Below are 26,507 nucleotides of genomic sequence, written 5' to 3' on the forward strand. Positions count from 1 at the left end.
TGGGCGGCGTGGGTATCGTTGTCGTCGCGATGGTGTTTTTGCCAGAATTGCGGGTTGGTGGTATGCAGATCTTCCGCTCGGAAGGGTTTGATACAAGCGGAAAGATCCTGCCCCGCGCAGGTGAAATCGCAAAGCAGATTTCATATATTTATATCAGTCTGACAGTCGCTTGCATGTTGTCTTATTCAGCGATGGGCATGAACGGCTTTGATGCCATTGTGCATGCGATGACGACTGTGTCGACTGGCGGCATGGCCAACTATGACATTTCTTTTGCAGCTTTCGGGGCAGGGGTTCACTATGTGGCGGTGGTGTTCATGGTGCTGGCGGCACTACCCTTTGTGCGCTTTGTTCAGATTTTGGCAGGCACGGCAAAGCCTTTGCTTCATGATCGCCAAGTCCATGTCTTTTTGTTGATTATCAGCATTTGTGTTGTCTTCATTACCATGTGGCTATGGGGACGTAGCGGTGTCATGACCGAAGTTTCGTTTCGTGCCGCGCTTTTCAATGTCACTTCGATCATGACAGGCACGGGATACGCCAGTGCCGACTACATGACCTGGGGGACGTTTCCGGTCACAATGTTCTTTTTGATCGGCCTGATTGGTGGATGCGCGGGTTCTACTTCGTGTTCGGTCAAAGTGTTCCGGTATCAGCTTGTTTTCGCAGCGATCAAAAGCCAGATCAGGCAAATCCATTCCCCACACGGCGTGTTTACACCGCGCTATGATGGGCGTCCGATTAGTGAGGACGTCCTGAATTCTGTTATCGCCTTTTTGGTGGCATTCATTTTGTCGCTGGGTGGCACAGCGGTGCTGCTGGGCATGACGGGCCTTGATTTCATCACTTCCATTTCTGGTGCAGCGGCCGCATTGGCGAACATTGGTCCCGGGCTTGGGCTTGAGATTGGACCGGCCGGAAACTACGCAAACATCAACGATACGGCAAAGTGGATTCTGGCGATTGCCATGTTCGTCGGCCGGCTTGAGATCATGGTCGTGCTGACCATTCTATCGATCAAATTCTGGAGAAACTGACATGACAACGCGTCCGCTTGGTGCACAAATTTCGCATATGCTAAAGGATCGCGGTGTCGATACCATTTTCGGCATTCCCGGCGTGCATAACCAAGAGATGTACCGCGGAATCGAGGAAGCAGGGATCACCCATGTGCTTGCGCGTCACGAACAAGGGGCGGGCTTTATGGCCGACGGCTATGCCCGTGCGACGGGCAAAGTGGGGGTGGCCTATGTGATTTCTGGCCCCGGTCTGTGCAATATCATGACACCGATGGGGCAGGCGTATTCGGATAGCGTGCCCATGCTGGTCCTGTCATCGGTGCTGGATGAAACTGAAGCAAAGCGCGGACAGCTTCACCAGATGAAAGATCAAGAAGGAGCAGCAGCCACAGTATGCGATTGGTCCGCGACCGCGCGCACCGCTGATGCCAGCTATCAGTTGATTGATCGGGCATTGATGCAAATGGCAGCTGGCGTACCTTCCCCTAAACACATCCAAGTCCCCATTGCGCAGTTAGAAGCACAAGCCCCAGCAGCACCTATGTGCCCCGCTGATTGGCCCACATGTGCCGAACCCGCACCTTTGCAATGCAGTACACTGACCGACCGTATCAGAACTGCAAAACGCCCATTGTTCATCTTTGGCGGTGGTGCCGTGCGCGGTGTCGAAAGCTGGCTGCCGCATTTCTTGCGCCTGAATGCCGCGTCTTTCACGACATACGCAGGGCGCGGCATCATTCCTGATGATAGCCCCTTACACTATGGCGCGTCGCTGCCACGGCAAAGCAGTGCCGATGTTATCGCCTCTGCCGATCTCATTATCGCGGTCGGTACGCGGCTTTCCGAAGTTGATCTGTGGCGTGATGATCTTGGCCATACCGCGCCAATGATCCGCATCGATCTTGATCAAGAAAGCCTGTCAGACCGCCACCACGCAGATATCCGCATTCTTGCCGATGCCAGTGCGCATCTGACCGAAAGCTTGATGCAGATTGAGGGCGTCAAGGAAACGACTTGGACCGCCCAAGAAGTTGCCAAGACACGCGCACGCTGGCGTGCTGAACTGGATGCAGAACGCCCAGGTATCTTGCCAGTTGTCGATGCATTGAAATCGGCACTGCCGGCCAACACTATGATCTTTTCTGACATGACCCAATTCGCCTATGCCGCGAAAGAGATCTACCCAATGGATCGCCCCGCCCACTGGCACCACCCCTACGGGTTTGGTACGCTGGGATATGCACTGCCTGCCGCTATCGGTGGCAAAATTGGCGTTGGGAATCAGCCGGTTGTGGCAATCCTTGGCGACTACGGTTTCCAATATACCGTCCAAGAACTCGCTGTTGCGGTCGAATTGGAGCTGACCTTGCCGGTCATCATCTGGGACAACGGCAAACTGGGCGAGATCGAAGACAGCATGGTTGCTGCCCAAATTGCACCAAACGCGGTGATCCAGCGTAATCCTGATTTCCTCAAACTGGCCGAAGCCTATGGCGCTGCGTCCGCACAGCCTCAAACGCTTGGCGATTTTGCGGACGCGTTGCACACGGCTTTGGCGCGCAAAGGCCCAACCGTCATCCGCGTCGTGTCCAATATCGCGCAGTGATTTGTGTTGTCTGATTGACCCTTGGGGCACAGCACCCTATTGAACGGCGCATCAGCACACGAGGGTTCCGATGATCGATAAACCACGCAGTTTCCAAGAGATCATTCTGCGGCTTCAGACCTATTGGGCGGCCCAAGGCTGCGCCATTCTGCAGCCCTACGACATGGAAGTCGGCGCGGGTACGTTTCACCCTGCGACAACTCTGCGCGCGCTGGGCGATAAGCCTTGGGCAGCAGCCTATGTGCAGCCGTCACGCAGGCCTACGGACGGGCGCTATGGCGAGAACCCGAACCGCTTGCAGCATTATTATCAGTACCAAGTCCTAATCAAACCGTCGCCACCCGCAATGCAGGACCTGTATCTGGGGTCTCTCAAGGCAATCGGAATTGATGCAACCATGCATGACATCCGTTTTGTCGAAGACGACTGGGAAAGCCCTACTTTGGGCGCGTGGGGCCTTGGCTGGGAAGTCTGGTGCGACGGCATGGAAGTCAGCCAGTTTACCTATTTCCAACAGGTCGGCGGACACGACTGCAAACCTGTGGCAGGCGAACTGACTTACGGCCTAGAGCGTTTGGCGATGTATGTGCTTGGTGTCGATCACGTGATGGATATGCCGTTCAACGACCCTGACGCACCGATTGCTTTGAAATACGGGGATGTGTTCCAACAAACCGAACAGGAATATTCGCGCTGGAATTTCGATATCGCGGATACCGACGTGCTGTTACAGCACTTTGTCGACGCAGAGGCCGAATGCCAGCGTATTTTGGACGCGCCCGCTGTTGACCCCAAAACAGGACGCAAAATCATCATGGCACATCCGGCCTATGATCAATGTATCAAGGCGTCTCATGTGTTCAACTTGCTGGATGCACGCGGTGTTATCTCGGTGACCGAACGCCAAGCCTATATCGGTCGTGTGCGCAACTTGGCCAAAGCCTGCGCTGATGCCTTCGTGCAAACGCCCGCAGGCGGGGCCGCAGCCTGATGGCGCGGGTTATTATTGTGATTATGTTGCTTATGGGTGCCGCGGCAGGTGGCGTGCTTTATTACCAGCAGGTCTATGCGTACTACGAAGAGGTCGCGTTCAGTGCGGATGCGGTCCTGCTGACGTCTGTATCAACAGGGCAGGCCGAGCCTATTGTCGTTGATAGCTTTGATGCAATCGACGCAATCAGCAGCCCGCTACGCTACCGTGCATGTTTTGAAACACCGCTTAGCCAAGCGATGTTGACGGAAACCTATGTGATCGTCGACGCGCCCGAACCACGGGTCGCCCCCGGGTGGTTCGATTGCTTTGATGCCGCCCAAATTGGCGCGGACCTGCAAAGCGAAGCCATCGCCTTTATGGGCATCGAAAACGTCGAATACGGCATCGACCGCATTGTTGCGATCTACCCTGATGGTCGCGGTTTTGCATGGCACCAGATTAATGCCTGCGGCGAAGTTGTCTTTGACGGCAACCGCCCACCTGACGATTGCCCTCCTATTCCAGAAAGTTCCCAGTAATGCCTGATCTTCTGATTGAACTCTTCTCCGAGGAAATCCCCGCGCGTATGCAAACCCGTGCAGCGGATGATCTGCGCAAGCTGGTCACAGACGGTTTGGTCGAGGCTGGTTTGACCTACGCAGGGGCTGCCGCGTTTTCCACACCGCGCCGTCTGACGTTGTCGCTTGATGGGCTAAGTGCCGAAAGTGCAGTCTTTAAAGAAGAGAAGAAAGGACCTCCCGTAGATGCCAACCCAAAAGCAGTGCAAGGATTTCTTAGAGGGTTAGGCCTAGAAGGTACTGACAGCTGGTATGCTTCACAGATTGATGCGTTGAAGAATGGCGAGGTTCTCAATTTTGACTCCAGCTTCGTCACAACACAAGAGTTGAAGGGCAAAAGGGTGCTTTTTGCAACTCTGGAGTACCCGCCTCGTCCAGCCGCAGATATCATCGCCGAAGTGCTGGAAAATGCGATCCGCAATTTCCCGTGGCCCAAGTCAATGCGCTGGGGCAGCGGCACGCTGAAATGGGTGCGTCCGCTCCATACAATTCTGTGCATCTTGATCGATGAAGCAGGGGCCGAGGTTGTGCCATTGGACATCGATGGCATCACATCAGGCAATACGACGCGCGGGCACAGGTTCCTTGCGCCAGATGTATTTTCTGTCACATCTTTCGATGACTACGAGGTGAAGCTAAAGCGCGCCAAGGTGGTCTTGCGTGCCGATGAACGGGCCGAAGCGATTTGGAGCGACGCCACCACCCAAGCATTCGCGCTGGGCCTTGAAGTGGTCGAAGATCGTGGTTTGCTGGCCGAAGTTGCAGGGCTGGTCGAATGGCCTGTGGTCTTGCTGGGCCGCATTGGCGATGACTTTTTGGGCCTGCCGCCAGAGGTGCTGCAGACATCCATGAAAGAGCATCAGAAGTTCTTTTCTGTGCGCAATCCCAAAACCAACCGGATCGAGCGTTTCGTGACTGTCGCCAACATGGAAACCGCCGATCAGGGTGCGACCATTCTGGCAGGCAACCAAAAGGTTCTGGCCGCGCGTTTGGCGGATGCAAAGTTCTTTTGGGAAAACGATTTGCGGGTGGCCAAAGCGGGGATGGACCCTTGGTTGGACAGCCTTGCGAATGTGACGTTCCATAACAAATTGGGTTCACAAAAAGACCGGATTGAACGGATCGCGGCTTTGGCGCGCGAGATCGCGCCAAGCGTGGGTGCTGATCCTGATTTGGCTGAACAAGCCGCACGGGTGGCCAAGGCTGATTTGTCATCTGAAATGGTCTATGAGTTTCCAGAACTGCAGGGCTTGATGGGGCGTTACTACGCGACCGAGGCGGGTTTACCTGCGGAAGTCGCTGCGGCCTGTGAAGAGCATTACTCGCCACTGGGCCCGTCAGATGACGTGCCAACCGCACCTGTGTCCGTGGCCGTGGCGCTGGCCGATAAGATCGACACGCTGACAGGGTTCTGGGCGATTGACGAGAAACCAACAGGGAGTAAAGACCCGTTTGCGCTGCGCAGAGCAGTGCTGGGGATTATTCGGTTGATCACAGGTGGTGATCATCGCCTTCAGTCCTTTCATTCACACTTGATGGCGCTAATTGCCGACCACCTGGGCTACAGTGACCAAGAGGTAGAACAGTTAAAGGAGTTGATGACGCAACTTGAAAATGTTTCCGATATTGCGTCAGAGCTTTCATCCAATAGACTGACGCCTGAAAAAGCGAAGTACTTGACGGACCAGCTTCGTTCAGAGGTCGGTCGAAAGAAGGGCGAGGCTCAGGTTCTTGGGGAGCAGATTGCAACCAAATTGCAGACTGCCGATCAAATGGCGTCCGACCTCCTCTCCTTCTTCCACGACCGCCTCAAAGTCTTCCTCAAAGACAAAGGCATCCGTCACGACATTATCGACGCTTGCATCGCGATGCCGGGCAACGACGATCTGACGCTGCTGGTCAAACGCGCCGAAGCCCTCGCTGCGACCCTTGCCACTGACGACGGTGAAAACCTGCTGCAAGGGTTCAAGCGCGCCAACAACATCCTGACCCAAGCCGAAGAAAAAGACGGGGTTGAATACTCCTACGGCGCTGACCTGAAATTCGCCGAGGACCCGTCCGAAAAGGCGCTTTTCGAAGCTCTTGATGCTGCAGATGCGAAAATTGCCCCTGCGATGGCTAACGAAGATTTCAGCACCGCAATGACGGCTATGGCAGCACTTCGCGGCCCGATTGATGCATTTTTCAACACAGTACAGGTGAATGATGAGCGCCAAGTCGTGCGCCGCAACCGCCTTAACCTGTTGTCACGCATCCGTAAAATCTGTCTGAGCGTCGCGGATTTGAACAAAATCGAAGGCTAGCGTCCAAAACTGTAAACTTGGGTGTACATAAACGCCTTTTGTCTTCTATGCTGCACCCACATAATAGATCGGTGCCGCAGTGCAGCAACAGACGCCTTATAGTCCTTTGACCCTGATTACTCCGACTGCCGCAATGCGCGCTGCTGTGCACGGGGGGCGTGCGAAATGCCTGCAACGCCTTGTGCGCTTGGATATGCCTGTGCCGATCACGGTCGCTTTGTCATTTGACGCAGTGCATGCTGCGGCGTTGGGTGATTTGCCGGATATGGACGCGCTATTGGCCCCATTCGGCGATGCGCCGCTTTTGTCCGTCCGCCCGTCCAGCCAAGATCCTGATTGGGGTGGCCCCGGTGCGATCCTGAACGTGGGCATGAATGATGCCCGCTATGTCGAATTGATCAACTATGTTGGCGAAGCCGCTGCCACCCGCGTTTACCTGCGCTTTGTGCAGTCCTACGCGGTGCATGTGGCGCGACTTGACCCTGATGAGTTTTACCTGCCCGACGTATTCGACACCGCCAGCCTGCGGTCGATGATGGAAACGTACGAATTTGAAACGGAACAACGGTTCCCCCAAGACCCTGCAGTGCAATTGGCCGAAGTTCTACGCTCGATGGCGCGTGCATGGGATGGCACGACCGCACGTTTGCTGCGTCAAGCCAAGGGCGCACCTGCCGACGCGGGTCTTGGTTTGGTTGTCCAAGCGATGGCGGCTGGACGCAATTCTGGTGAATGCGGGCAGGGCTTTGTGCGATTTGTTGATGTGGCCACAGGGGCCCCAACAATCGTTGGACGTTATGTCAGCGCATGGCAAACCGAAACGCGTGATGTGCGCCCTGATGCCGAAGGTGCGCATTATCTGGCCCGCGATCCGCGCGGCCCTTCACTTGAAGACTTGCAGCCTGAAGTTTTTGCGCAGCTCGTGGAGTACGGCGATATTTGCCGCAAGAACCTGCGCGAAGAAATGGATATCAAATTCACCATCAAAGATGGCGAGTTGCAAATTCTTGATGCGGTACGCGTTCAGCGTTCCGCGCGTGCATCTGTGCGGATTGCCGTCGCTTTGGCCGAAGATCAGGTGATCCCGCGTGAAGAAGCCGTCATGCGCATTGAACCTGCGGCCTTGTCAGAATTGCTCCACCGACAAGTTGATCCAACCGCTGCGCGCGACGTGATTGTGCGCGGTATCGCCGCAAGCCCTGGTGCTGCTTCTGGGCGGATCGTTTTGACAGCCCATGAGGCCCAAGCGAGTGCCGCCCGTGGTGAAGCCTGCATTCTTGTGCGCCGCGAAACCACGCCAGAGGATATTCGCGGGATGCACGCGGCTCATGCAGTTTTGACCATGCGCGGTGGCGTGACAAGCCACGCGGCTGTTATTGGCCGTGGCCTTGGTTTGCCTTGCGTCGTGGGTGCATCTGATCTGTCTATCGACCGCAAATCGAACCAGATTACAGCCCCTGACGGGCGGGTTTTTTCGGCAGGTGACGTGATCACAGTTGATGGCACGACAGGTCAAGTACTTGTCGGTGAACCTGCCATGCTCGAGGCCGCATTGGACGGCGCGTTCCAGACGCTGCTGGAATGGGCTGATGATTTCCGCGATATTGGCGTGCGCGCCAATGCCGACACGCCCGCTGATGCGCAGACTGCTAGTAATTTTGCCGCAGAGGGGATCGGGCTTTGCCGCACAGAACATATGTTCTTCGAAGGTGACCGCCTTGGTGTCATGCGCGAGATGATTTTTGCCGAAGAAAGCGATGACCGCCGGGCTGTTCTGGATCGTTTGTTGCCGATGCAGCGCGAAGATTTCCAAGCGCTGTTCGAGATTATGGCGGGTAAAACCGTCTGTGTCCGTCTGTTTGACCCGCCTTTGCACGAATTTCTGCCGTCTGACAAAGCAGGCTTGCGCGATTTGGCGGAACAAGTGGCTTTGCCATTGTCAGAAGTAACCGAACGTGTCGAAGCTTTGGCTGAATATAACCCCATGCTGGGCATGCGCGGTGTGCGGCTAGGTATCGCGATCCCTGAAATCTACGATATGCAGGCTCAAGCTATTTTTGAAGCGATGGTCGCGGTACGGCGAAAGGGTATCAAGATATCGGTCGATATCATGATTCCGTTAGTTAGTGCGATGCGCGAGGTTGAATTGGTTAAGGGCCGCGTGGATGCGATTGCGAACTCCGTGCGCACGAAAAACAGACTGGACTTTGATTATCGCCTCGGTGTGATGGTCGAAACCCCGCGAGCGGCCTTGCGTGCCCAAGACATTGCGGAACATGCAGCGTTCTTGTCTTTTGGCACCAACGATTTGACCCAGATGACATATGGGCTGTCGCGCGATGACGCGGGGCGGTTCATGTCGTCGTATGTGCAGCAAGGTGTTTATGCCGAAGATCCGTTTCATACTCTTGATATCGAGGGCGTCGGAGAGCTGATTTCACTCGGTGCAGAACGTGGTCGGGCAGGGCGTCCTGACGTTGTTTTGTCGATCTGTGGCGAGCATGGCGGAAGCCGTGCCGCGATCGCATTTTGCCGCCAACACAACTTTGATTATGTGTCGTGTTCACCATTTCGTGTTCCAGGCGCGCGATTAACGGCCGCACAATTGGCCCTTGCAGAGCGGGTATGACGCTGGTGCAACGCTAAATGTAGTGTTAAATCGGCCCACAAATGGCGCTTTTGCACTAAATACGCACCTAACAGCATTTAATCTGTTGCCCTTTTGCCAATCCCAAGGGGCAGGGGGTAGACGTAAACGTCACCTTCCTTTAGAGAGCGAGGCGCTAGCGCGGAGCAACGCCGCGTATTTCCTGGGTGGGAAAATGATGTCGATTATGAAAGCCATTACGGCCGCAATTGCTGCGGCAACCATTTCGTTTACGGCTCTGCCAGCCGCGGCGGATGAAACGCTCGCTTCGCGCTTGAGCACTATTATTGGACAAGAGCGCAGCGCCTTGTCTATGGTTCCTGAATACCAGTTGGATCTTTTGACCAGCCTGCCGGCCGGAAACGAAGACGATGTTACCGCAGAAGCGCAACTGATTTACAGCCGCGATTTTCTGGCTGATCAGCCCTCTGCAGATGGCGGTGCCCAGTGGGAATGTCTTGCCGAGGCCCTTTATTTCGAAGCACGCGGTGAAACTGTTCGCGGCATGTTTGCCGTGGGCGAAGTGATCTTGAACCGTGTTGATAGCAACAATTATCCAGACACGCTTTGCAACGTTATCAACCAAGGCACAGGCCGCAAGTACGGTTGTCAGTTCACATATACCTGTGACGGCAAAGCCGAAGTCATTGCAGAGCCGCAGTCATGGGAACGCGTTGGCAAAGTTGCACGTATTTTGGTTGATGGCGTGCCGCGCGCGCTGACCGGCGGTGCTACGCACTACCATACCAAAGCAGTGAACCCGTCTTGGGCGCAGCGCTACCCGCGCACAGCGACCATCGGTTCGCACCACTTTTATCGCCAGCCTGTGCGTACAGCGTCTAACTAACGTCGCATGACATGGTGCGCGCGTCGCGGCTGACGCTTGCCGCGATGGGCCGTCACCTATATTCGGACACAGTATTAATTTGTGCCGGAAACCCTAATGACTGACGATATTCGCCTTGCCTTTGCCCATCCCAGCGAAAGGGCCGAGGCCAGCAGCCAAACCCCTTGTGACCGGATTTCCTTACGCGACTATGTCGTAGAGGTCGAAATCGGTGCGTTTCAGCAAGAGCGCGGCACATTGCAGCGCGTGCGTTTCAATATTGTGGTCGAGGTTTCACCGCTGAGCGGTCCGATTGATGACGACGTTGACCGGATATTGTCCTACGACAAAGTCACCGAGGCGATCGGGGTCGAGCTAGAGGCAGAGCGGATCAACCTGCTTGAGACACTCGCTGCCCGCGTCGCCGAGCGTATTTTGCTGGAACCCCAAGCAGAACGTGTTTTTGTGCGCATTGAAAAGCTGGACCGCGGCCCGTTTTCATTGGGAGTAGAGATTGTACGGTCCCGCGATGGTGTAAACCTTGCTGGCCAAGACCACGTCGAAGCCCCGCACCCACGCGTCGTCTATTTATCGAACGAAGCGCTTTCGGCGCAGCATCTTACCGCTTGGATCGGTCAATTGGCCGCAATGGACGCACCTTTGATTATTTCCGTGGGCCCCGCCGATGTTGCCGCCCCACAGGCGAGCAATGCATTGGCGCAGCGCCGCATTGACCTGTTAGCGATCGAACAAAACGCATGGACACTGGCCGCGCGCGATCACCGCCTTATGGTGGTTGGAACGCGTACAGAATTGGATTGGGCGATGAAGAATGATCAGATTTGTATCTGGGCACCATCAAAGATAGTGTTGGATGCAGTCGATGGTCCTTCGGCCAGTCCACGCGATGCCGTTGCTCTGGTCGCTTGGTTTGCACAAGATATTGCCGCGAAAGAGCTGTTGGTGATCGGTGCACCTGCGCCCAAGACAGCCGTTGCGATCCGCGTAATTCCAGCTGCTTCGGTTGATCTGGGATGACCCTTTACTATCGCCCCATTGCACGCTTTGGCGAAGTTCCGACGCGACAAAGCTTTGCGCTAGCGGGCGGCTTGTGCTGGTTTGATAGCATTGCCGTGCACGAACGTGGCGGCGGCATCAATACCGTACCTGCACGCGATATCCCAACGGATGTTTTGCATCATTTGACCTGTCAGCGTCCGCCGATTGCCGGGCTCGATATGAGCGCCCCACGCCTGATGGGAATTCTGAATGTAACCCCGGATAGTTTTTCAGATGGCGGGCAGTTTGAAGCGCCACAGGCTGCTCTTGATCGCGCGTTGGTAATGCAGGCCGAAGGCGCGCAAATCATCGATATTGGTGGCGAAAGCACGCGTCCGGGGGCCACAGAAGTAGCGATTGCTGCAGAGATCGACCGCACTGCACCGGTTATTGCGGCAATCCGCGCGCAAAGCGGTGTGCCGATCTCGATTGATACGCGCAAATCTGCAGTTGGTCAGGCCGCAGTATCTGCAGGTGCTACAATGATTAATGATGTCGCGGCTTTCACCTTTGACCCTGCACTTGCTGATGTCGCCGCAACGGCGGGCGTGCCTGTTTGTGTTATGCATGCGCAAGGTTCGCCCGAGAACATGCAAGATGATCCGGCATACGAAGATGTCTTGTTGGATGTGTATGATTTTTTATCTGCGCGCGTGGATGCCGCAGTTGCCGCTGGAATTGCACGCAACCAAATCGTGATTGATCCCGGTATCGGGTTTGGCAAAACGGTCGCACACAACCTGATTTTGTTGCGCGGCATAGCGCTTTTTCACAGCCTTGGCTGTCCCATTTTGCTAGGTGCATCGCGCAAGCGATTTATCAGCGTTATTGGCGGTGGGCAGACAGCGCATGACCGCGTCAGTGGATCTGTGGCGGTCGCACTATTTGCGGCAAGGCGGGGCGTGCAAATCCTGCGGGTTCACGATATCTTTGCGACCAAACAGGCGTTAGATCTGGAATGGGCAATTGGCGGAGCAGCGATCACATGACACGGAAACTTTTTGGCACTGACGGTGTGCGCGGCAAAGCCAACACCTATCCGATGACCGCCGATATGGCGCTCAAGATCGGGGCGGCGGCAGGGCGATATTTTCGCAATGACGGGTCAAATGGCCACCGTGTTGTGATTGGCAAAGACACGCGGCTATCGGGCTATATGTTCGAAAGCGCATTGACGGCGGGCTTGACCAGTACCGGCATGAACGTGCTTCTTTTGGGGCCCGTGCCGACACCTGCGGTAGGCTTGTTGACGACGTCTATGCGCGCTGATCTGGGTATTATGATTTCCGCCAGCCATAATCCGCACCACGACAATGGCATCAAGTTTTTTGGTCCCGACGGTTTCAAGTTGTCAGATGAAGCCGAAGCTGAAATCGAGGCTCTGATTGATAGCGAGATAGAGCCCGCCAAAGCGCATAATATCGGTAGGGCCAAACGGATTGATGATGGGCGTTTTCGCTATGCCGAACGTATTAAGTCGACGTTTCCGGCGGGGATGCGGCTTGATGGGCTTAAGGTGGTGATTGACTGCGCGCACGGCGCGGCGCACCGGGTTGCACCAGAAGTTCTTTGGGAATTGGGCGCGACGGTTATTCCGGTTGGCGTCAGCCCTGATGGTTTCAATATCAACGATGGGTGTGGATCGACAAACACTGCCGCCGCCGCCGCCAAAATCTTGGAGGTTGGTGCGCATCTTGGCATTTGCCTTGATGGTGATGCAGACCGTGTGATGATCCTGGACGAAACCGGCGCGGTTGCCGATGGCGATCAGTTGATGGCGCTTTTGGCGGGACGTTGGGCGGACCAAGACCGGTTGAACGGCGGCACTTTGGTGGCCACAGTGATGTCGAATTTGGGGTTGGAACGTCATTTGGATGGTCGCGGCTTGCGGCTTGAAAGGACCAACGTGGGCGACCGCTATGTGGTCGAGGCGATGCGTGCAAACGGCTGGAATTTAGGCGGCGAACAATCGGGTCATATTGTGATGACAGATTATGCCACAACCGGCGACGGGCTGTTGGCGGGTCTGCAGTTCTTGGCTGCGATGATCGAGACCGACCAACCGGCCAGCGCGCTGACTTCGGTCTTTGAAACGGTGCCGCAGATGCTTAAGAACGTGCGTTATGCGGCAGGGCAAGACCCGTTGAATGCGGCGTTGGTTCAGAAATCAATCGCTGATGCAGAGGCTAAGTTGATTGGGAAAGGGCGTTTGCTAATCCGCAAATCTGGCACGGAGCCGCTGATCCGCGTAATGGCGGAATGCGAGGACGACGTGCTTTTGGGACAGGTCGTCGATGCGATTGTGGCCGAAGTTGAAGCCGCGACCTAACGCAAAAGCAGTTTTTTTAATCCTACCCATTGGCTGATGACAAGTCCGATCAGGATCAAACCTAGAGCTGCGAAAAAGCGCAGTGGGAGGACTTCGTTCAGGACCAGCACGCCAAAGACCATTGACCAAAGCGGGACTTGGTAATTCACTAAGGTCATAAAGATTGCGCCAGCGCTGCGGATCGTTGCGACACGGATTAATGCGGCAAGTGCGGTTGGAATGAAACCAAGTACAAGAATCGCGATTGTCGGGCGTGGGTCGCTGATCGTCGGGATGCCTTCAAAAAACAACATGGCGGGGATCAATGCGATGGACCCGACTGTAAGCAAAAGTGCAGCCATCGTAATCGGATCAATTGGCGGGCAGCGGCGGGTCATGATACTGGATATCGCATAAGAAATCGACGCGGCGATGCAGGCAAGCTGACCCAATGGCTCTAGCCCAGTGCCGATACGCAAAATGGCGGGGCCGATCAAAACGATTGCCCCTGTAAAGCCCATCATGACGCCCAAGGTGTTGCGTATAATCATTTTTTCATCGGTGAAAAAATGCGCAAGCGGGAGCACAAACAGTGGCAGTGCGGCCATAGAGATCCCTGCAAATGCAGAGGGGACATATTGCTGCCCCCAGCTAAGTAGGGCGAATGGCAAGGCCGTGTTCAGCAAACCGATCGCAATCAGATAGCGGCGCATGATGGGTGTAAAAACGGGGAGGGGGCGTTTGAGAATACGCATCAGCATCAGCAATGCCGCAGCACCCAAAGTCGTGCGTGCGCATGCCACGGTGAGCGGCCCATACCCTTCGAGAGCTATTGCCACGACCATAAAGGTCGCGCCCCAGATGAGGCCGAGGACGGCAATGGATAGCCAGTTCGCGACGGTGGGCTGCGTGGTCATGATGAGGGTCCTTTGCGCAAAAAAGGCCCGGACAATGCCCGGGCCTTTCAATCAGTAAGGTGGATCAAGATCCACCTTACCAGACTTTAGTTCTTGGCTTTATCGACCATTTTGCCTGCGGAAATCCACGGCATCATATCGCGTAGCTTGCCGCCGACGATTTCGATCTGGTGCTCGTCGTTGGCACGACGGGATGCTTTGAGTGTTGGCTGTGAAACAGCGTTCTCAAGCATGAAGTCACGCACGAATTTTCCGGACTGAATGTCGGACAGCACGTCTTTCATACGCTTCTTTGTCTCGTCGTATGGCAGGATGCGTGGGCCGGAAACATACTCGCCATACTCAGCAGTGTTCGAGATAGAGTAGTTCATGTTGGCGATGCCGCCTTCATAGATCAGGTCAACGATCAGCTTGGTTTCGTGCAGGCATTCGAAATAAGCCATCTCTGGCTCGTAGCCAGCTTCGACCAATGTCTCGAAACCCATGCGGATCAATTCAACGATACCGCCGCAAAGCACAGCTTGCTCGCCAAACAGGTCAGTTTCGCATTCCTGACGGAAGTTTGTCTCGATGATGCCGGAACGACCGCCACCGATGGCGGAACAATAGGACAGGCCGATTTCCATGGCTTTGCCGGATGCATCGCGGTCAATCGCTACAAGGCAAGGCACACCGCCGCCTTTGGTGTATTCGCCGCGCACTGTGTGGCCGGGGCCCTTTGGTGCCATCATGATGACGTCAACGCCTTCTTTCGGCTCGATCAAGCCGAAGTGCACGTTCAAGCCGTGGGCGAACGCAATTGCCGAACCCGGCTTGATGTTGTCATGGACGTATTTTTTATATGTTTCTGCCTGAAGCTCATCGGGCATTGTGAACATGATCACGTCACACCAAGCCGCAGCTTCGGCGATGCCCATCACGGTCAGGCCTTCGCCTTCGGCTTTTGCTTGGCTTGGCGATCCTTCGCGCAGTGCCACAACAAGGTTCTTTGCACCGCTGTCGCGCAGGTTCAGCGCGTGGGCGTGGCCCTGGGAGCCATAGCCAAGGATGGCCACTTTTTTGTCTTTGATCAGGTTCACATCGCAATCGCGATCGTAATAAACGCGCATAATCGTCGTCCTTTGGTTGGTGTTTTCTGAAGTGTGTATAACTGAAAACATGCCGTATGGGAGCGTTGTATATTGAGTTTGGAGGGCAAGATGATGATTGCTATGCGTATTTACTTCATTTATTCATATTTCTATGCTTGATGATGTTGATCGCCGTTTTTTACGATTACTGCAAGAGGACCCGGCCTGCGGCGTCCCGGAACTTGCCGAGGCGATAGGCGTCACACCTGCGCGTCTGACCCGCCGTTTGGATCGATTGCGCAGCGACGGGGTGCTGCGCGGAAGTCATATTGTGATTGATTGGAAAGCGCTAGGATACTCGGTTTCGGTAAGTTTGCGGATTACATTGGACAAGACAATTTCGCGGGCGTTTGACGATTTCATTGCCGCGGCCCGTGCGGTGCCAGAGGTGATTGAAATCCAGACGTTCTTGGGTCGCGTTGATGTGCGGCTTTCGCTTATTGCGCGGGATTTACCGGACTACCAACGGATTTACCGCGAACAGGTGCTGACCTTGCCACATATCGCGGACATTGAAGCACTGATGACCGTCGCGACCGTCAAATCAGATGAAAGTCTGCCAATATGACGTTGGATGACCTTGATCGCGCGATCTTGCGTGCGTTGTCTGCGAATGCCGATCAGTCGACGGCGCGCTTGGGGCAAAAACTGGGCCTAAGCCAACCTGCCACATGGCGCCGTATCAAACGGCTGCAAGATGCAGGCGTCATTGCGGGGCGTCGCCTCATGCTGGATGCTGAGAAGGTCGGGTTTGGTGTGACGGTCTTTCTGGGTGTGAAGCTGGCCACAAAAGGCCGCGTCAGCCTTGAGGACTTTGAGCGCGCGATTGGCGCAATTCCGGAGGTCCAAACCGTTGATCACGTTCTTGGCCTCTATGATTATCGACTTCGCGTTGTCGCACGCGATCTGGCCGATTTTGAACGCGTGCTACGCCGCCGGATCATGACAATGCCGGGGGTGGGCAACGTCGAGGCGAATGTCCTGCTAAGTGAAGAACGCAGGCCGGGACCGATTTAGACAACTGTATACCAAGATAGTCTTTGCTTTTGGCGCCACGTACCCTTAGCCCTTTTTTAACTCTAGGAGGATTACCACATGGATGGCGCACACACTTCAGTTGACCCCGACGGTCTGATGGAATTTTCCGTGGTCTTCACGGACCGCTCTTTGAATCATATGTCCAAGGCGTTTCAAGGCGTCATGACCGATATTTCGGGCATGCTCAAAGAAGTATATAATGCAGACCATGTTGCACTGGTTCCGGGTGGCGGCACTTACGGGATGGAGGCAGTCGCACGTCAGTTTGGTGCAGATGCCCATGCCTTAATCGTTCGCAATGGTTGGTTTTCATACCGCTGGAGCCAGATTTTTGATGCTGGACAATTCACAGCGCAAACCACCGTTATGAAGGCCCGCCAAGCGGGCAATGACACTCGTGCCCCATTTGCGCCTGCGCCGATTGATGACGTTGTCGCGGCAATTAGGGATGCAAAACCAGACGTTGTCTTTGCCCCACATGTAGAAACCTCGGCCGGAATTATCCTGCCGGATGACTATATCACGGCAATGGCGAATGCCGCGCATGAGGTGGGCGCGTTGCTGGTATTGGACTGCATCGCGTCTGGTTGTGCTTGGGTCGATATGAAAGCCACCGGCGTCGATGTGCTTATTTCTGCTCCGCAAAAAGGCTGGTCATCGACCCCATCAGCGGGTTTGGTGATGATGTCTGATCGCGCAATTGCGCGCATGGCAGATACGTCGTCGAATTCATTCACAATGGATTTGAAAAAGTGGCACAGCATCATGCAGGCGTATGAAAACGGTGGCCACGCCTATCATGCGACGATGCCAACCGACGGCTTGCGCGCGTTTCGCGATACGATGCTAGAGACGCAGAAATATGGATTTGCACGCCTAAAGGATGCGCAATGGGCCCTGGGTGACGCTGTGCGCAAGGTGCTGGCCGATAAAGGCGTTAAGTCGGTTGCGGCAAAAGGGTTTGGCGCGCCGGGTGTTGTGGTCAGCTATACTGATGATCCTGCAATCCAAAACGGTTCAAGATTCGTAGCCGAAGGCATGCAGATTGCCGCCGGTGTTCCGCTGCAATGCGATGAACCTGCTGACTTCCGCACTTTCCGTTTGGGTCTATTCGGACTTGATAAGCTTTATGATGTAGATGGTACATTGGCACGTTTGGTGCCGGTTTTGGACAGGGTGCTTTAGCCAGCACCCAGACCCAATTGCATCAACGTACGACGCACCGGGGAAACCCCATAAAGCGCTTCGATCCCTTTGGACCGGAGCGTTTGGAACACGGGGCTTCCTGCAATTGACGCGCGGTTCAGTGCATCGATACCAGTCACGCGAAGTTTGATGTCTGCATGTCTTTTGCGCGCATAGGCGTCCAGCATCGAAGGCGCGCCCAACTGATCAGGTTGCGCCGTCGCTAGGTCTAGTAGGCACGCCAAGTCACGCAGCGACATGTTTAAACCCTGTGCGCCAATTGGCGGCATGACATGTGCTGCTTCGGCAACAAGTGCTGTGCGCGGGGCGATCAGGCTATCAGCAATCTGGCTGATTATCGGCCAGACACTGCGTCGCGAAGCCAGTTTGAGTGGCCCGTAAAGCAAAGCAGATCGATCATTGGCAGCGGTTTCAAAAGCGTCGTCTGTAAGTGCTGCCAAGCGCTGCACCTCTGTGCCGCTGTCCATCCAGACCACGGCAGAACAAGGTCGCCCTTCATGGTCTGGCAGGGGGACGAGTGTGAATGGTCCGCCAGAGCGGTGCACTTCGGTCGAGACATTATCGTGGGGTGCATCATGGGTCACTGCGAATGTCAGTGCCTTTTGTCCATAGCGCGTGATCTTCGCGTCGATACCTGCGGCTTTGCGTACGGCTGATCCACGACCATCCGCGCCAATTACCAAGCGTGCATCGACTTGGCTGCCATCCGTGAGCGTCACAATGGCTGCGGCGTCGCGCGCCAACATGCGGGCAAACCCGGTGCCGGGGCGAAAGTCGACATTGGGCAATTCTACCAGTCGCGCTACCATTTCACGGCGCAAAAGCCAGTTGGGTAGGTTCCAGCCAAAGGGTTTATCGGAAATGTCAGCTGCGTTGAAATCGCGGGTCACATGGGCATCTGCACCCGCATCAACAATACGCATCACCTGCAAGGGTGTCGCATAGGGGGCGAGTTTGCTCCACAAGCCCGCAGCCTCTAGAAACTGCTGGGCTGGCTGTAAGAACGCGGTTGTGCGTAAATCGGCCCCTGCGGCATCACTGGTCGTGATAGGTGGGGTAGGGTCAACGATCACCACGCGAAATCCCGCAGTGCCAAAAGCGGCCGCCGCGGTCAGGCCAGCAACACCACCGCCTGCAATCAAAATATCGGTCGAAATACGTTCCATAAGATAAGACATAGGGCTGTTCTACAAAGGCGGAAAGGGTCAGCGGGCCAACTGCGACAAGAAATCCGCAAGATCATCTGTGTGGTGATGAATATAGTGATCTGGTTCCGCCTGTGGATGCACATGCACCGTGCGCATGCCCAATGCGTGCGGAACCGCGAGATTGCGTGCCTCGTCTTCGAACATCGCAGATTTTTGAGGAACCAGACCGTCTTTGGCAAAGACACTGCGAAAGGCATCATGGCTTGGCTTTGGTTTGAAATCGGCATGTTCTACACCGTAGACGGCATCGAACGACGACGTGAGGCCGCGGGCGGCCAGAACGCGTTTGGCGTGATTATGCGACCCGTTGGTGAATACGATTTTCCGGCCACTTAGCCCTTTGATAGCAGCTTGAAGGCTGGCGTCTTCTTGTAGGTGCGAAATATCAATATTGTGCACATCAGCCAAAAAATGATGCGGATCGACATCGTGATGTGCGATGAGACCTGTCAGGGTCGACCCATAGGCGTTCCAATACTCTTTGCATAAGACAAGCGCTGCGGTGTGATCCAAACCCGTCAACCGCGCAACATAGGCAGAAAAACGACCGTCCATCTGCCCAAAAAGATCGGCGGACGGCGGATAAAGCGTATTGTCGAGGTCAAAAACCCATGTATCCACATGTGCGAAATACTGTGCAACCATACGCGGACAATATGCCCGGGGTGGGTGCTGTGCAATCGGTTTGGGTTGATCCTTTGGGGGACAGGGGACTATGCTGTCGCGATGCTAAAAAGGACAGATTGATGCACGACGCGCGCGGTTCACAAAAAGACGCCTATGCCCTTATTCTTGAGGCAATCGACAGTCATGTCTACAAACCGGGTGACCGCTTGGTGGAAAGTGAATTGGCGGAGAGATTTGGCGTCTCGCGCACCCCGATCCGCGAGGCGTTGCAGCGGCTGGAGACGCAGTCTTTGCTGACCCGCGACGGGCGGTCTTTGATTGTTGCGTCACTGGATCATTCACAGCTCTCGGAACTGTATGTTGTGCGGGGTGAATTGGAAGGGCTAGCGGCCAGGCTTGCCGCCCAACATGCGACACCAGAAGAGATAAAGGTGTTGCGCGACTTGATGGCCGCGGATGCCAAATTAGTAAGCGATCCCAACGCCATGAGCCGCGCCAACCGTCGCTTTCACAAGCAAATTCACCTCGCGTCGCACAACCGTTTTTTGGTGCGGCAACTGGATCTTGTACATCGGTCTATGGCGCTTTTGGCGACGACATCGATCGCTGCCGAAGGGCGCGGTCATCAGACCTTGCAAGAACATGAAGCGATCGTCGCTGCCATCGAAGCAGGTGATGGTGACGCAGCATATCAGGCGCTGCGCGATCATATCTCTGAGGCGTTCGTCACGCGTCTAAAACTGGACGCCCAAGCGGTTGAAGCGGCTGAGTAATTAGGCGCGCATCGCTTCGGTAAAGCGTTCAAACAGATAATAACTATCTTGCGGTCCCGGGCTTGCCTCGGGGTGGTATTGCACGCTGAATACGGGGCGTCCTGCAATGCGGATACCGCAGTTACTACCGTCGAACAGCGATACATGTGTTTCTACAACACCGTCGGGCAAGGTTTGGCTATCAACCGTAAAGCCATGATTCATTGATGTAATTTCGACTTTTCCGGTTTCCATATCCTTCACAGGATGGTTCGCACCGTGATGGCCGTGGTTCATCTTGATGGTTTTTGCACCAACAGCAAGGGCCAACATTTGATGTCCAAGGCAGATGCCAAAGACCGGCAGATCTGCGGCCAACACACCTTGGATCATGGGCACAGCATAAACGCCAGTTGCCGCTGGATCACCGGGGCCGTTTGACAAGAAAACGCCGTCTGGGTTCAACGCGAGAATCTCTTGTGCAGTTGCGGTTGCAGGCAGGACAGTGACATCACAGCCAGCACTTGCCAGACAGCGCAGTATGTTCCGCTTTGCGCCAAAATCAATTGCGACGACTTTGTATTTGGCGTCGGTCTGCGGGGCATAACCTTGGGGCCAAGCCCACCGCATTTCGTTCCACTGATAGGACTGTGCGCAGGTCACATCCTTTGCAAGGTCCAAACCTTCAAGTCCTTGAAAGGCCCGCGCTTTTTGCACAAGAGCCGCAATATCAAAGTTGCCGTCAGGATCATGGGCAAGGGCCACATGTGGCGCGCCTTGCTGGCGGATTGCCCGCGTCAACCGGCGCGTATCAACGCCGCCCATGCCGATGCGATTGCGTCTTGCTAACCATGTTGTCAGTTCTTCGGTCGCACGCCAGTTAGAGGCAAGCGTCGGATCCCATTTCACAATCATGCCTTCGGCAATCGGATCGTTGCTTTCGTCGTCTTCGGGTGTGACGCCGGTGTTGCCGATGTGGGGGAAGGTAAAGGTGACCACTTGGCCCGCATAAGACGGGTCTGTCATGATTTCCTGATAGCCGGTCATTGCGGTATTAAAGCAAAGTTCGGCGACCGTTTCACCAGTGGCGCCAAAGCCCATGCCATAGAAGATCGTACCATCCGCAAGTGCCAAACAGGCCGTCGGTTTCTGCGTCATGATAACTCTCCCATCCGTCAAACTGGGCTGGGTTTACGAGGGACCGCCGCCATGGTCAAGGCCGTATCACAGCCTTGCAAACAAGGGTGGCGTTGCGCAAGCAGCGCTTGTCAGTTGTGCATTGTCACACTATGTTTGCGTTTCTTTGACGCAATATCCACAGGATACATCAATGCTAATACGCGAAAAAATCGGCGCGGCCCTTAAAGACGCCATGCGTGCGAAAGAAGCGGACCGTCTTTCGACGCTGCGACTTATCAATGCGGCGATCAAAGACAAAGACATCGCCTTGCGCGGAACCGCTGATGACACCGCAGGTGTGACCAATGATGATATCCTTGCGATCATGGGGCGCATGGTAAAACAGCGGCAAGAAAGCGCGCGCGCCTACGAAGAGGGCGGTCGTCTGGAATTGGCGGAAAAAGAGCTTTCAGAAATTACCATCATTGAAGAGTTCCTGCCCAAACAGTTGAGCGAAGATGAAGCAGCCGCCGCCGTCGAGGCCGCTATTGCCGAAGTTGGTGCGACCAGCATCCGTGATATGGGCAAGGTGATGGCTGTTTTAAAGGGCAAATTTACCGGACGCATGGATTTTGGCAAAGCCGGTCCAATGGTCAAGAACCACCTCGGCTAGATGGATCAATTGCGAAATGCGCCTTTGAGTTCGTCATAGAGGGCCAACCGTTCGCCGACGTCCAAGAACGCGCCGATTTCGACCTCGCGGTCGCCGCCACGCAATGTAATGTAGTTTTCTACCGGTCCGCCTTTGGGGTGCAGATGCACGGTGACCCAATAGCGGTTCGCGCGCCATTCTTGAATGTCGCCCTTCGGGTTGTGGCGGGTCAGATGTGCCTCTGTGTCATCAACAATCAGTTCTTCGAGTACTTCACCGCGCTTGTAGCTGACGTGCAAGGCGTACCAAACGCCTGCGATCATCAACAAGAAGAACGGCAACAATCCCCATAGAACGGCTTTGCCAAGCAGGGTCAGCAATGGCAAGGCGACCAGTGCTGCCGTGGCTCCGATGAACAACACAAAATCTTTGCGTAACAAAGACCGATAGGGCCAAAGGCTAAGTTGCCAGTGGCTTTCTTGCGCGGGTTGGGCTGGTGTCCATTCATAAGGCATACCATGGTTTTAGCTTGTCATGCGGGATCGTCAAACGCGATTGACCAATGCTTTCTCTACGGCTGGAATAAATTTACGCCGTAGATGAGGGGCAATAAAAAAGGCCCCGTCATTTCTGACGGGGCCTTTCTCTAATTCAGTTCAGCTTGCGCTAATGCGAATGTTGCTTGTCCCAATCGGACTGCTTTGGAAGCGTCTCGAATGTGTGCTCTGGTGGTGGGCACGGCAGTGTCCATTCCAGTGTGTCAGCATACTCGTTCCAAGGGTTGTTCTCGGTGACGCGCTTGCCCTTTGTCAGTGTCCAAACCAGGACGCCAATGAAGAACAAGAATGATGCGAAGGACAAGAACGCGCCCCAGCTTGAGACATAGTTCCAGTAAGCAAATGCCTCTGGGTAGTCGATGTAGCGACGTGGCATACCCTGACGGCCCAAGAAGTGCTGTGGGAAGAATGTCAGGTTTGCACCGATGAACATCGCCCAGAAGTGCAGCTTGCCAGCCCATTCAGGATACATACGGCCTGACATCTTTGGCAGGTAAAAGTAGATGCCCGCAAAGATCGAGAACACAGCACCTAGCGACATCACGTAGTGGAAGTGCGCCACAACATAGTAGGTGTCATGGTAAACACGGTCGACGCCAGCCTGTGACAGAACGATGCCTGTGACGCCGCCAACGGTGAACAAGAACAAGAAGCCGAATGCCCAAAGCATCGGTGTCTTGAACTCAACCGAGCCGCCCCACATTGTCGCAATCCATGAGAAGATTTTGACACCTGTCGGGATCGCAATGACCATTGTCGCCAGCATAAAGTAGGACTGCTGGGTCAGCGTCATGCCAACGGTGTACATGTGGTGCGCCCAAACAACGAAGCCAAGAACACCAATTGCAACCATGGCATAAACCATCGGCAAATAGCCAAAGATCGGCTTGCGAGAGAACGTCGCAATCACGTGGCTGATGATACCAAAGCCAGGGATAATGATGATGTAAACTTCAGGGTGACCGAAGAACCACAAGATGTGCTGGTACAAGATCGGGTCGCCGCCGCCTTCTGGTTGGAAGAAAGTCGTGCCAAAGTTGCGGTCTGTCAGCAACATTGTGATTGCACCGGCCAGAACGGGCAGGGCCAACAGGATCAGCCACGCAGTCACGAAGATCGACCAAGCAAACAGGGGCACTTTGTGCAGCGTCATACCTGGTGCGCGCATGTTCAGGAACGTCGTAATCATGTTGATCGCGCCAAGGATCGAAGACGCTCCTGATAGGTGAACCGCAAAGATCGCGAGGTCCATCGACATGCCACTTTCAGAAGTGGATAGCGGTGGATACAAAACCCAGCCAACGCCAGAACCGGCCTGACCGTTGCCGCCGGGAGCGAGCATAGATGCCACACCAAGCGACGCGCCAGCGATAAACATCCAGAAAGACAGGTTGTTCAGGCGCGGGAACGCCATATCCGGAGCACCGATTTGCAATGGCATAAAGTAGTTACCAAAACCGCCGAAAAGCGCTGGAATAACCACAAAGAACATCATCAACACACCGTGGTATGTGATCAAAACGTTCCAAAGATGTCCGTTAGGCGTACATTCGCCTGCAGCTGCGGCAGTGATGCGCGCACCTTCAAGGCACATGAATTGCACGCCAGGCTCCATCAGCTCTAGGCGCATGTAAACTGTGAAGGCGACCGAGACAAATCCAAGAATACCTGCCGCGAACAGGTACAAAATACCAATGTCTTTGTGGTTTGTGGACATAAACCAACGGGTAAAGAAACCCCGTTCGTCCTCGTGTGCGTCGCCGTGGATGGCTGCGTCTGCCATTGTGGCTCTCCTCGTATTGGCTACTTTTTCACGCCGCCGAGTCGATGCAAGGCGGTCGTTTGAAACGGTTCTAGTCGCTTGGGGGTAAAGGGGCAACTAAGGATACGTATTTCTTGCTGGGTTAATTTGGCGCAGGCGAAGTCTTGAACAAACTGCAAGTGGTGTCAAAACACTGGTGTGCCGCCGCAAAGACGTTAAAGTTGGGAAAGTTCAGGAGGCATGAAATGGCAACAACGACGCCCCCCTTCACGATAGGTATCGAAGAGGAATACCTGCTCGTTGATAAAGAAACCTTTGCTTTGGCGCATGCGCCAGATGATTTGATAGCGGCTTGTGGCGATGAACTTGCTGGCAAATTCAGCCCAGAGTTCCTGCAATGTCAGGTCGAGGTCGGTACAGGCATTTGTGAAACCATTGGGCAAGCCCGCGACGACTTGGGCAATTTGAGGCGCACAGTTGCGCGGCATGCAGCGGCACATGGTCTTGCCCCGATTGCTGCGTCTTGCCACCCGTTCGCCGATTGGAAAGATCAACACCACACCGACAAGGCACGTTATAACAAGCTGCACCGTGATCTGGCAGGGGTTGCGCGGCGCATGTTAATTTGCGGGATGCATGTGCATGTCGGCATTCCGGATCAGGATATGCGGATCAACTTGGTCAATCAGCTCAAGTATTTCTTGCCGCATCTGCACGCGCTGTCGACGTCATCTCCGTTTTGGCAGGGCGAAGATACGGGCATGCAGTCCTACCGCCTGACCGTCTTCGACAATCTGCCGCGCACTGGTTTGCCACCCTTTATGAAGGATTGGGAACAGTTTTCCTCTACCGTACAAACTCTGAGTGAACTCGGTTTGATCGAGGACGCATCAAAAATCTGGTGGGACCTGCGGCCTTCCTCAAAGTTCCCGACAATTGAATCGCGGATTTGCGACGTCGCACCGCGGATGGAGGTCACGCTGACGCTGGCCGCATTGACGCAATGCCTGACACGTATGTTGTGGCGCAAATCTGTGGAAAATGACGGCTGGCGGATCGTGCAGAACTTTATGGTCGCCGAAAACCGCTGGCGCGCACAGCGATACGGCGTGTCCGAAGGGTTTATCGATTTTGGACGCAAATCGCTTATACCATTCGCGCAGGCGGTGGATGAGTTGATTGAACTGATCGCTCAAGACGCCGAAGCCTTGGATTGTATGCCAGAGGTTGCCGCAGCCCGCGATATATTGACGACCGGCACGAGTGCGGATCAACAGCGCAGTGTCTTTGAACAAGCGAAAGCGTCAGGGGCAAACAGTCAAGAGGCGCTAAATGCGGTTGTGCAGCATTTGATCAGTGAATTTCAGGCAGATTTGTAAAGCTACTGCTGAAACTGCGCCTCAAAGCAGGTTTTCAACGCGACGTCCAAGTCATCCATACTGACGGGCAAGCCCAGATCAACCAGCGACGTGACTCCGTGATCGCGAATGCCGCAAGGGACTATGCCGTCGAAATGGGATAAATCAGGTTCTACATTAATCGACAGCCCATGAAACGACACCCATTTACGCAGGCGGATCCCAAGTGCTGCGATTTTGTCTTCGGCAACTGACCCGTCCGCGTTGCGCGGTTTATCAGGACGCTGCACCCAAACTCCGACGCGCCCGTCACGGATTTCGCCTTTCACATTGAATGTGTCCAGCGTCGCAATAATCCAAAGTTCGAGGTCCTGAACCAATTTACGCACATCGCGGCCGCGTTTGCCGACATCCAGCATCGCATATGCCACACGCTGGCCGGGACCATGATAGGTATATTGACCACCGCGTCGGGCATCAAAGACCGGAAAGCGATCGGGATCGACCAAATCTGCGGGTTTGGCAGACGTTCCTGATGTATAAAGCGGGGGGTGCTCAACCAGCCAAATGCACTCGTCTGCCGTGCCGTCGACAATCCCGGCCACGCGATTTTCCATGAAGGTCAAAGCGTCTTCGTAGTCGGTCAAACCGCTCGTTGTGATCCATTCCACCATATCCTTGGGGTAGCGTTGTGTCACTGCAATGGAAAGGGGGTGTTTTCCCTCTTGGCATCACAAATCCGCTCGTCTATGAGTGCCGCACTTACCAGCCTTTGGTCTTGCGGTCGTGGCGGAATTGGTAGACGCGCAGCGTTGAGGTCGCTGTGAGGTAACACTCGTGGGGGTTCGAGTCCCCCCGACCG

The 26,507-nt window shown here is 54.9% G+C and carries 24 protein-coding genes; 16 read left to right on the forward strand and 8 right to left on the reverse strand.

Annotated features, from left to right (window positions below):
• The 10 genes from QZ197_RS04325 to glmM all read left to right on the forward strand — a co-directional run.
• Positions 1 to 1,037: TrkH family potassium uptake protein (locus QZ197_RS04325; protein WP_296430432.1), on the forward strand; the 1,037-nt coding region annotated here is incomplete at its 5' end.
• Position 1,038: 1 nt separating this feature from the next.
• Positions 1,039 to 2,625, forward strand: coding sequence for a 5-guanidino-2-oxopentanoate decarboxylase (locus QZ197_RS04330; RefSeq protein ID WP_296430435.1), 1,587 nt, complete (start codon positions 1,039 to 1,041; stop codon positions 2,623 to 2,625).
• Positions 2,626 to 2,695: 70 nt separating this feature from the next.
• On the forward strand, positions 2,696 to 3,616 hold the full coding sequence (locus QZ197_RS04335; protein ID WP_296430437.1) for a glycine--tRNA ligase subunit alpha: 921 nt from the start codon (positions 2,696 to 2,698) through the stop codon (positions 3,614 to 3,616).
• Positions 3,616 to 4,137, forward strand: a complete 522-nt coding sequence (locus tag QZ197_RS04340) for a DUF6446 family protein (protein ID WP_296430439.1) — start codon at positions 3,616 to 3,618, stop codon at positions 4,135 to 4,137. Before QZ197_RS04335 ends, QZ197_RS04340 begins: the two co-directional genes overlap by 1 nt.
• On the forward strand, positions 4,137 to 6,479 hold the full coding sequence (glyS, locus tag QZ197_RS04345; protein ID WP_296430441.1) for a glycine--tRNA ligase subunit beta: 2,343 nt from the start codon (positions 4,137 to 4,139) through the stop codon (positions 6,477 to 6,479). The genes QZ197_RS04340 and glyS overlap by 1 nt, the downstream gene beginning before the upstream one ends.
• Positions 6,480 to 6,612: 133 nt before the next feature.
• Complete coding sequence (locus QZ197_RS04350; RefSeq protein ID WP_296430473.1) at positions 6,613 to 9,108, forward strand: putative PEP-binding protein; 2,496 nt, start codon at positions 6,613 to 6,615, stop codon at positions 9,106 to 9,108.
• A gap of 205 nt (positions 9,109 to 9,313) precedes the next feature.
• Complete coding sequence (locus QZ197_RS04355) at positions 9,314 to 9,973, forward strand: cell wall hydrolase (RefSeq protein WP_296430443.1); 660 nt, start codon at positions 9,314 to 9,316, stop codon at positions 9,971 to 9,973.
• Positions 9,974 to 10,069: 96 nt separating this feature from the next.
• The gene (locus QZ197_RS04360) at positions 10,070 to 10,990 is read left to right on the forward strand and encodes a dihydroneopterin aldolase (RefSeq protein WP_296430445.1); all 921 of its coding nucleotides are present in this window, start codon (positions 10,070 to 10,072) and stop codon (positions 10,988 to 10,990) included.
• Positions 10,987 to 12,000 (forward strand): dihydropteroate synthase, encoded by a 1,014-nt coding sequence (folP, locus tag QZ197_RS04365; protein ID WP_296430447.1) that lies wholly within the window; start codon positions 10,987 to 10,989, stop codon positions 11,998 to 12,000. Before QZ197_RS04360 ends, folP begins: the two co-directional genes overlap by 4 nt.
• Positions 11,997 to 13,340, forward strand: coding sequence for a phosphoglucosamine mutase (gene glmM, locus QZ197_RS04370; protein ID WP_296430449.1), 1,344 nt, complete (start codon positions 11,997 to 11,999; stop codon positions 13,338 to 13,340). Before folP ends, glmM begins: the two co-directional genes overlap by 4 nt.
• On the opposite strand, the gene QZ197_RS04375 is transcribed toward glmM, so the two are convergent.
• Positions 13,337 to 14,236, reverse strand: coding sequence for a DMT family transporter (locus QZ197_RS04375; protein ID WP_296430451.1), 900 nt, complete (start codon positions 14,234 to 14,236; stop codon positions 13,337 to 13,339). The two genes, glmM and QZ197_RS04375, sit on opposite strands and share 4 nt — an antisense overlap.
• Positions 14,237 to 14,322: 86 nt before the next feature.
• Positions 14,323 to 15,345 carry a ketol-acid reductoisomerase gene (gene ilvC / locus QZ197_RS04380; protein WP_296430454.1) on the reverse strand — a complete coding sequence of 341 codons (1,023 nt, stop codon included), beginning with the start codon at positions 15,343 to 15,345 and terminating at the stop codon, positions 14,323 to 14,325.
• A gap of 133 nt (positions 15,346 to 15,478) precedes the next feature.
• On the opposite strand from ilvC, the gene QZ197_RS04385 reads away from it, so the two are divergent.
• The 3 genes from QZ197_RS04385 (at position 15,479) to QZ197_RS04395 (ending at position 17,589) form a co-directional block, all read left to right on the forward strand.
• On the forward strand, positions 15,479 to 15,934 hold the full coding sequence (locus QZ197_RS04385; protein ID WP_296430456.1) for an Lrp/AsnC family transcriptional regulator: 456 nt from the start codon (positions 15,479 to 15,481) through the stop codon (positions 15,932 to 15,934).
• Positions 15,931 to 16,383, forward strand: coding sequence for an Lrp/AsnC family transcriptional regulator (locus QZ197_RS04390; RefSeq protein ID WP_296430458.1), 453 nt, complete (start codon positions 15,931 to 15,933; stop codon positions 16,381 to 16,383). Before QZ197_RS04385 ends, QZ197_RS04390 begins: the two co-directional genes overlap by 4 nt.
• Positions 16,384 to 16,461: 78 nt before the next feature.
• On the forward strand, positions 16,462 to 17,589 hold the full coding sequence (locus QZ197_RS04395) for an aminotransferase class V-fold PLP-dependent enzyme (protein WP_296430460.1): 1,128 nt from the start codon (positions 16,462 to 16,464) through the stop codon (positions 17,587 to 17,589).
• On the opposite strand, the gene QZ197_RS04400 is transcribed toward QZ197_RS04395, so the two are convergent.
• On the reverse strand, positions 17,586 to 18,776 hold the full coding sequence (locus QZ197_RS04400) for a UbiH/UbiF family hydroxylase (RefSeq protein ID WP_296430476.1): 1,191 nt from the start codon (positions 18,774 to 18,776) through the stop codon (positions 17,586 to 17,588). The genes QZ197_RS04395 and QZ197_RS04400 overlap by 4 nt on opposite strands.
• A 39-nt stretch (positions 18,777 to 18,815) precedes the next feature.
• Complete coding sequence (locus QZ197_RS04405; RefSeq protein WP_272146317.1) at positions 18,816 to 19,463, reverse strand: pyrimidine 5'-nucleotidase; 648 nt, start codon at positions 19,461 to 19,463, stop codon at positions 18,816 to 18,818.
• A gap of 101 nt (positions 19,464 to 19,564) precedes the next feature.
• Between QZ197_RS04405 and QZ197_RS04410 the strand changes: the two genes are divergently transcribed.
• The gene (locus QZ197_RS04410) at positions 19,565 to 20,218 is read left to right on the forward strand and encodes a GntR family transcriptional regulator (RefSeq protein WP_272146319.1); all 654 of its coding nucleotides are present in this window, start codon (positions 19,565 to 19,567) and stop codon (positions 20,216 to 20,218) included.
• On the opposite strand, the gene carA is transcribed toward QZ197_RS04410, so the two are convergent.
• Positions 20,219 to 21,355, reverse strand: a complete 1,137-nt coding sequence (gene carA / locus QZ197_RS04415) for a glutamine-hydrolyzing carbamoyl-phosphate synthase small subunit (RefSeq protein ID WP_296430464.1) — start codon at positions 21,353 to 21,355, stop codon at positions 20,219 to 20,221.
• Between the two features lie 172 nt (positions 21,356 to 21,527).
• Here carA and QZ197_RS04420 point away from each other — a divergent pair, with 172 nt between their 5' ends.
• The gene (locus tag QZ197_RS04420) at positions 21,528 to 21,989 is read left to right on the forward strand and encodes a GatB/YqeY domain-containing protein (protein WP_296430466.1); all 462 of its coding nucleotides are present in this window, start codon (positions 21,528 to 21,530) and stop codon (positions 21,987 to 21,989) included.
• A 5-nt stretch (positions 21,990 to 21,994) separates the two neighbouring features.
• Here QZ197_RS04420 and QZ197_RS04425 read toward each other — a convergent pair whose 3' ends face one another.
• The gene (locus QZ197_RS04425) at positions 21,995 to 22,483 is read right to left on the reverse strand and encodes a DUF2244 domain-containing protein (protein WP_272146326.1); all 489 of its coding nucleotides are present in this window, start codon (positions 22,481 to 22,483) and stop codon (positions 21,995 to 21,997) included.
• A 151-nt stretch (positions 22,484 to 22,634) separates the two neighbouring features.
• On the reverse strand, positions 22,635 to 24,308 hold the full coding sequence (gene ctaD / locus QZ197_RS04430) for a cytochrome c oxidase subunit I (protein ID WP_272146328.1): 1,674 nt from the start codon (positions 24,306 to 24,308) through the stop codon (positions 22,635 to 22,637).
• A 224-nt stretch (positions 24,309 to 24,532) separates the two neighbouring features.
• On the opposite strand from ctaD, the gene QZ197_RS04435 reads away from it, so the two are divergent.
• Positions 24,533 to 25,666 (forward strand): carboxylate-amine ligase, encoded by a 1,134-nt coding sequence (locus QZ197_RS04435; RefSeq protein ID WP_272146331.1) that lies wholly within the window; start codon positions 24,533 to 24,535, stop codon positions 25,664 to 25,666.
• Positions 25,667 to 25,668: 2 nt separating this feature from the next.
• Here the strand turns inward: QZ197_RS04435 and lipB are convergent, their stop codons facing one another.
• Entirely contained in the window at positions 25,669 to 26,343 is a 675-nt protein-coding gene (lipB, locus tag QZ197_RS04440) for a lipoyl(octanoyl) transferase LipB (protein WP_272146334.1), read from the reverse strand.
• Between the last annotated feature and the right edge of the window lie 164 nt (positions 26,344 to 26,507).

The organism is Yoonia sp. (genome assembly GCF_017854415.1).
Lineage (GTDB): Bacteria > Pseudomonadota > Alphaproteobacteria > Rhodobacterales > Rhodobacteraceae > Yoonia.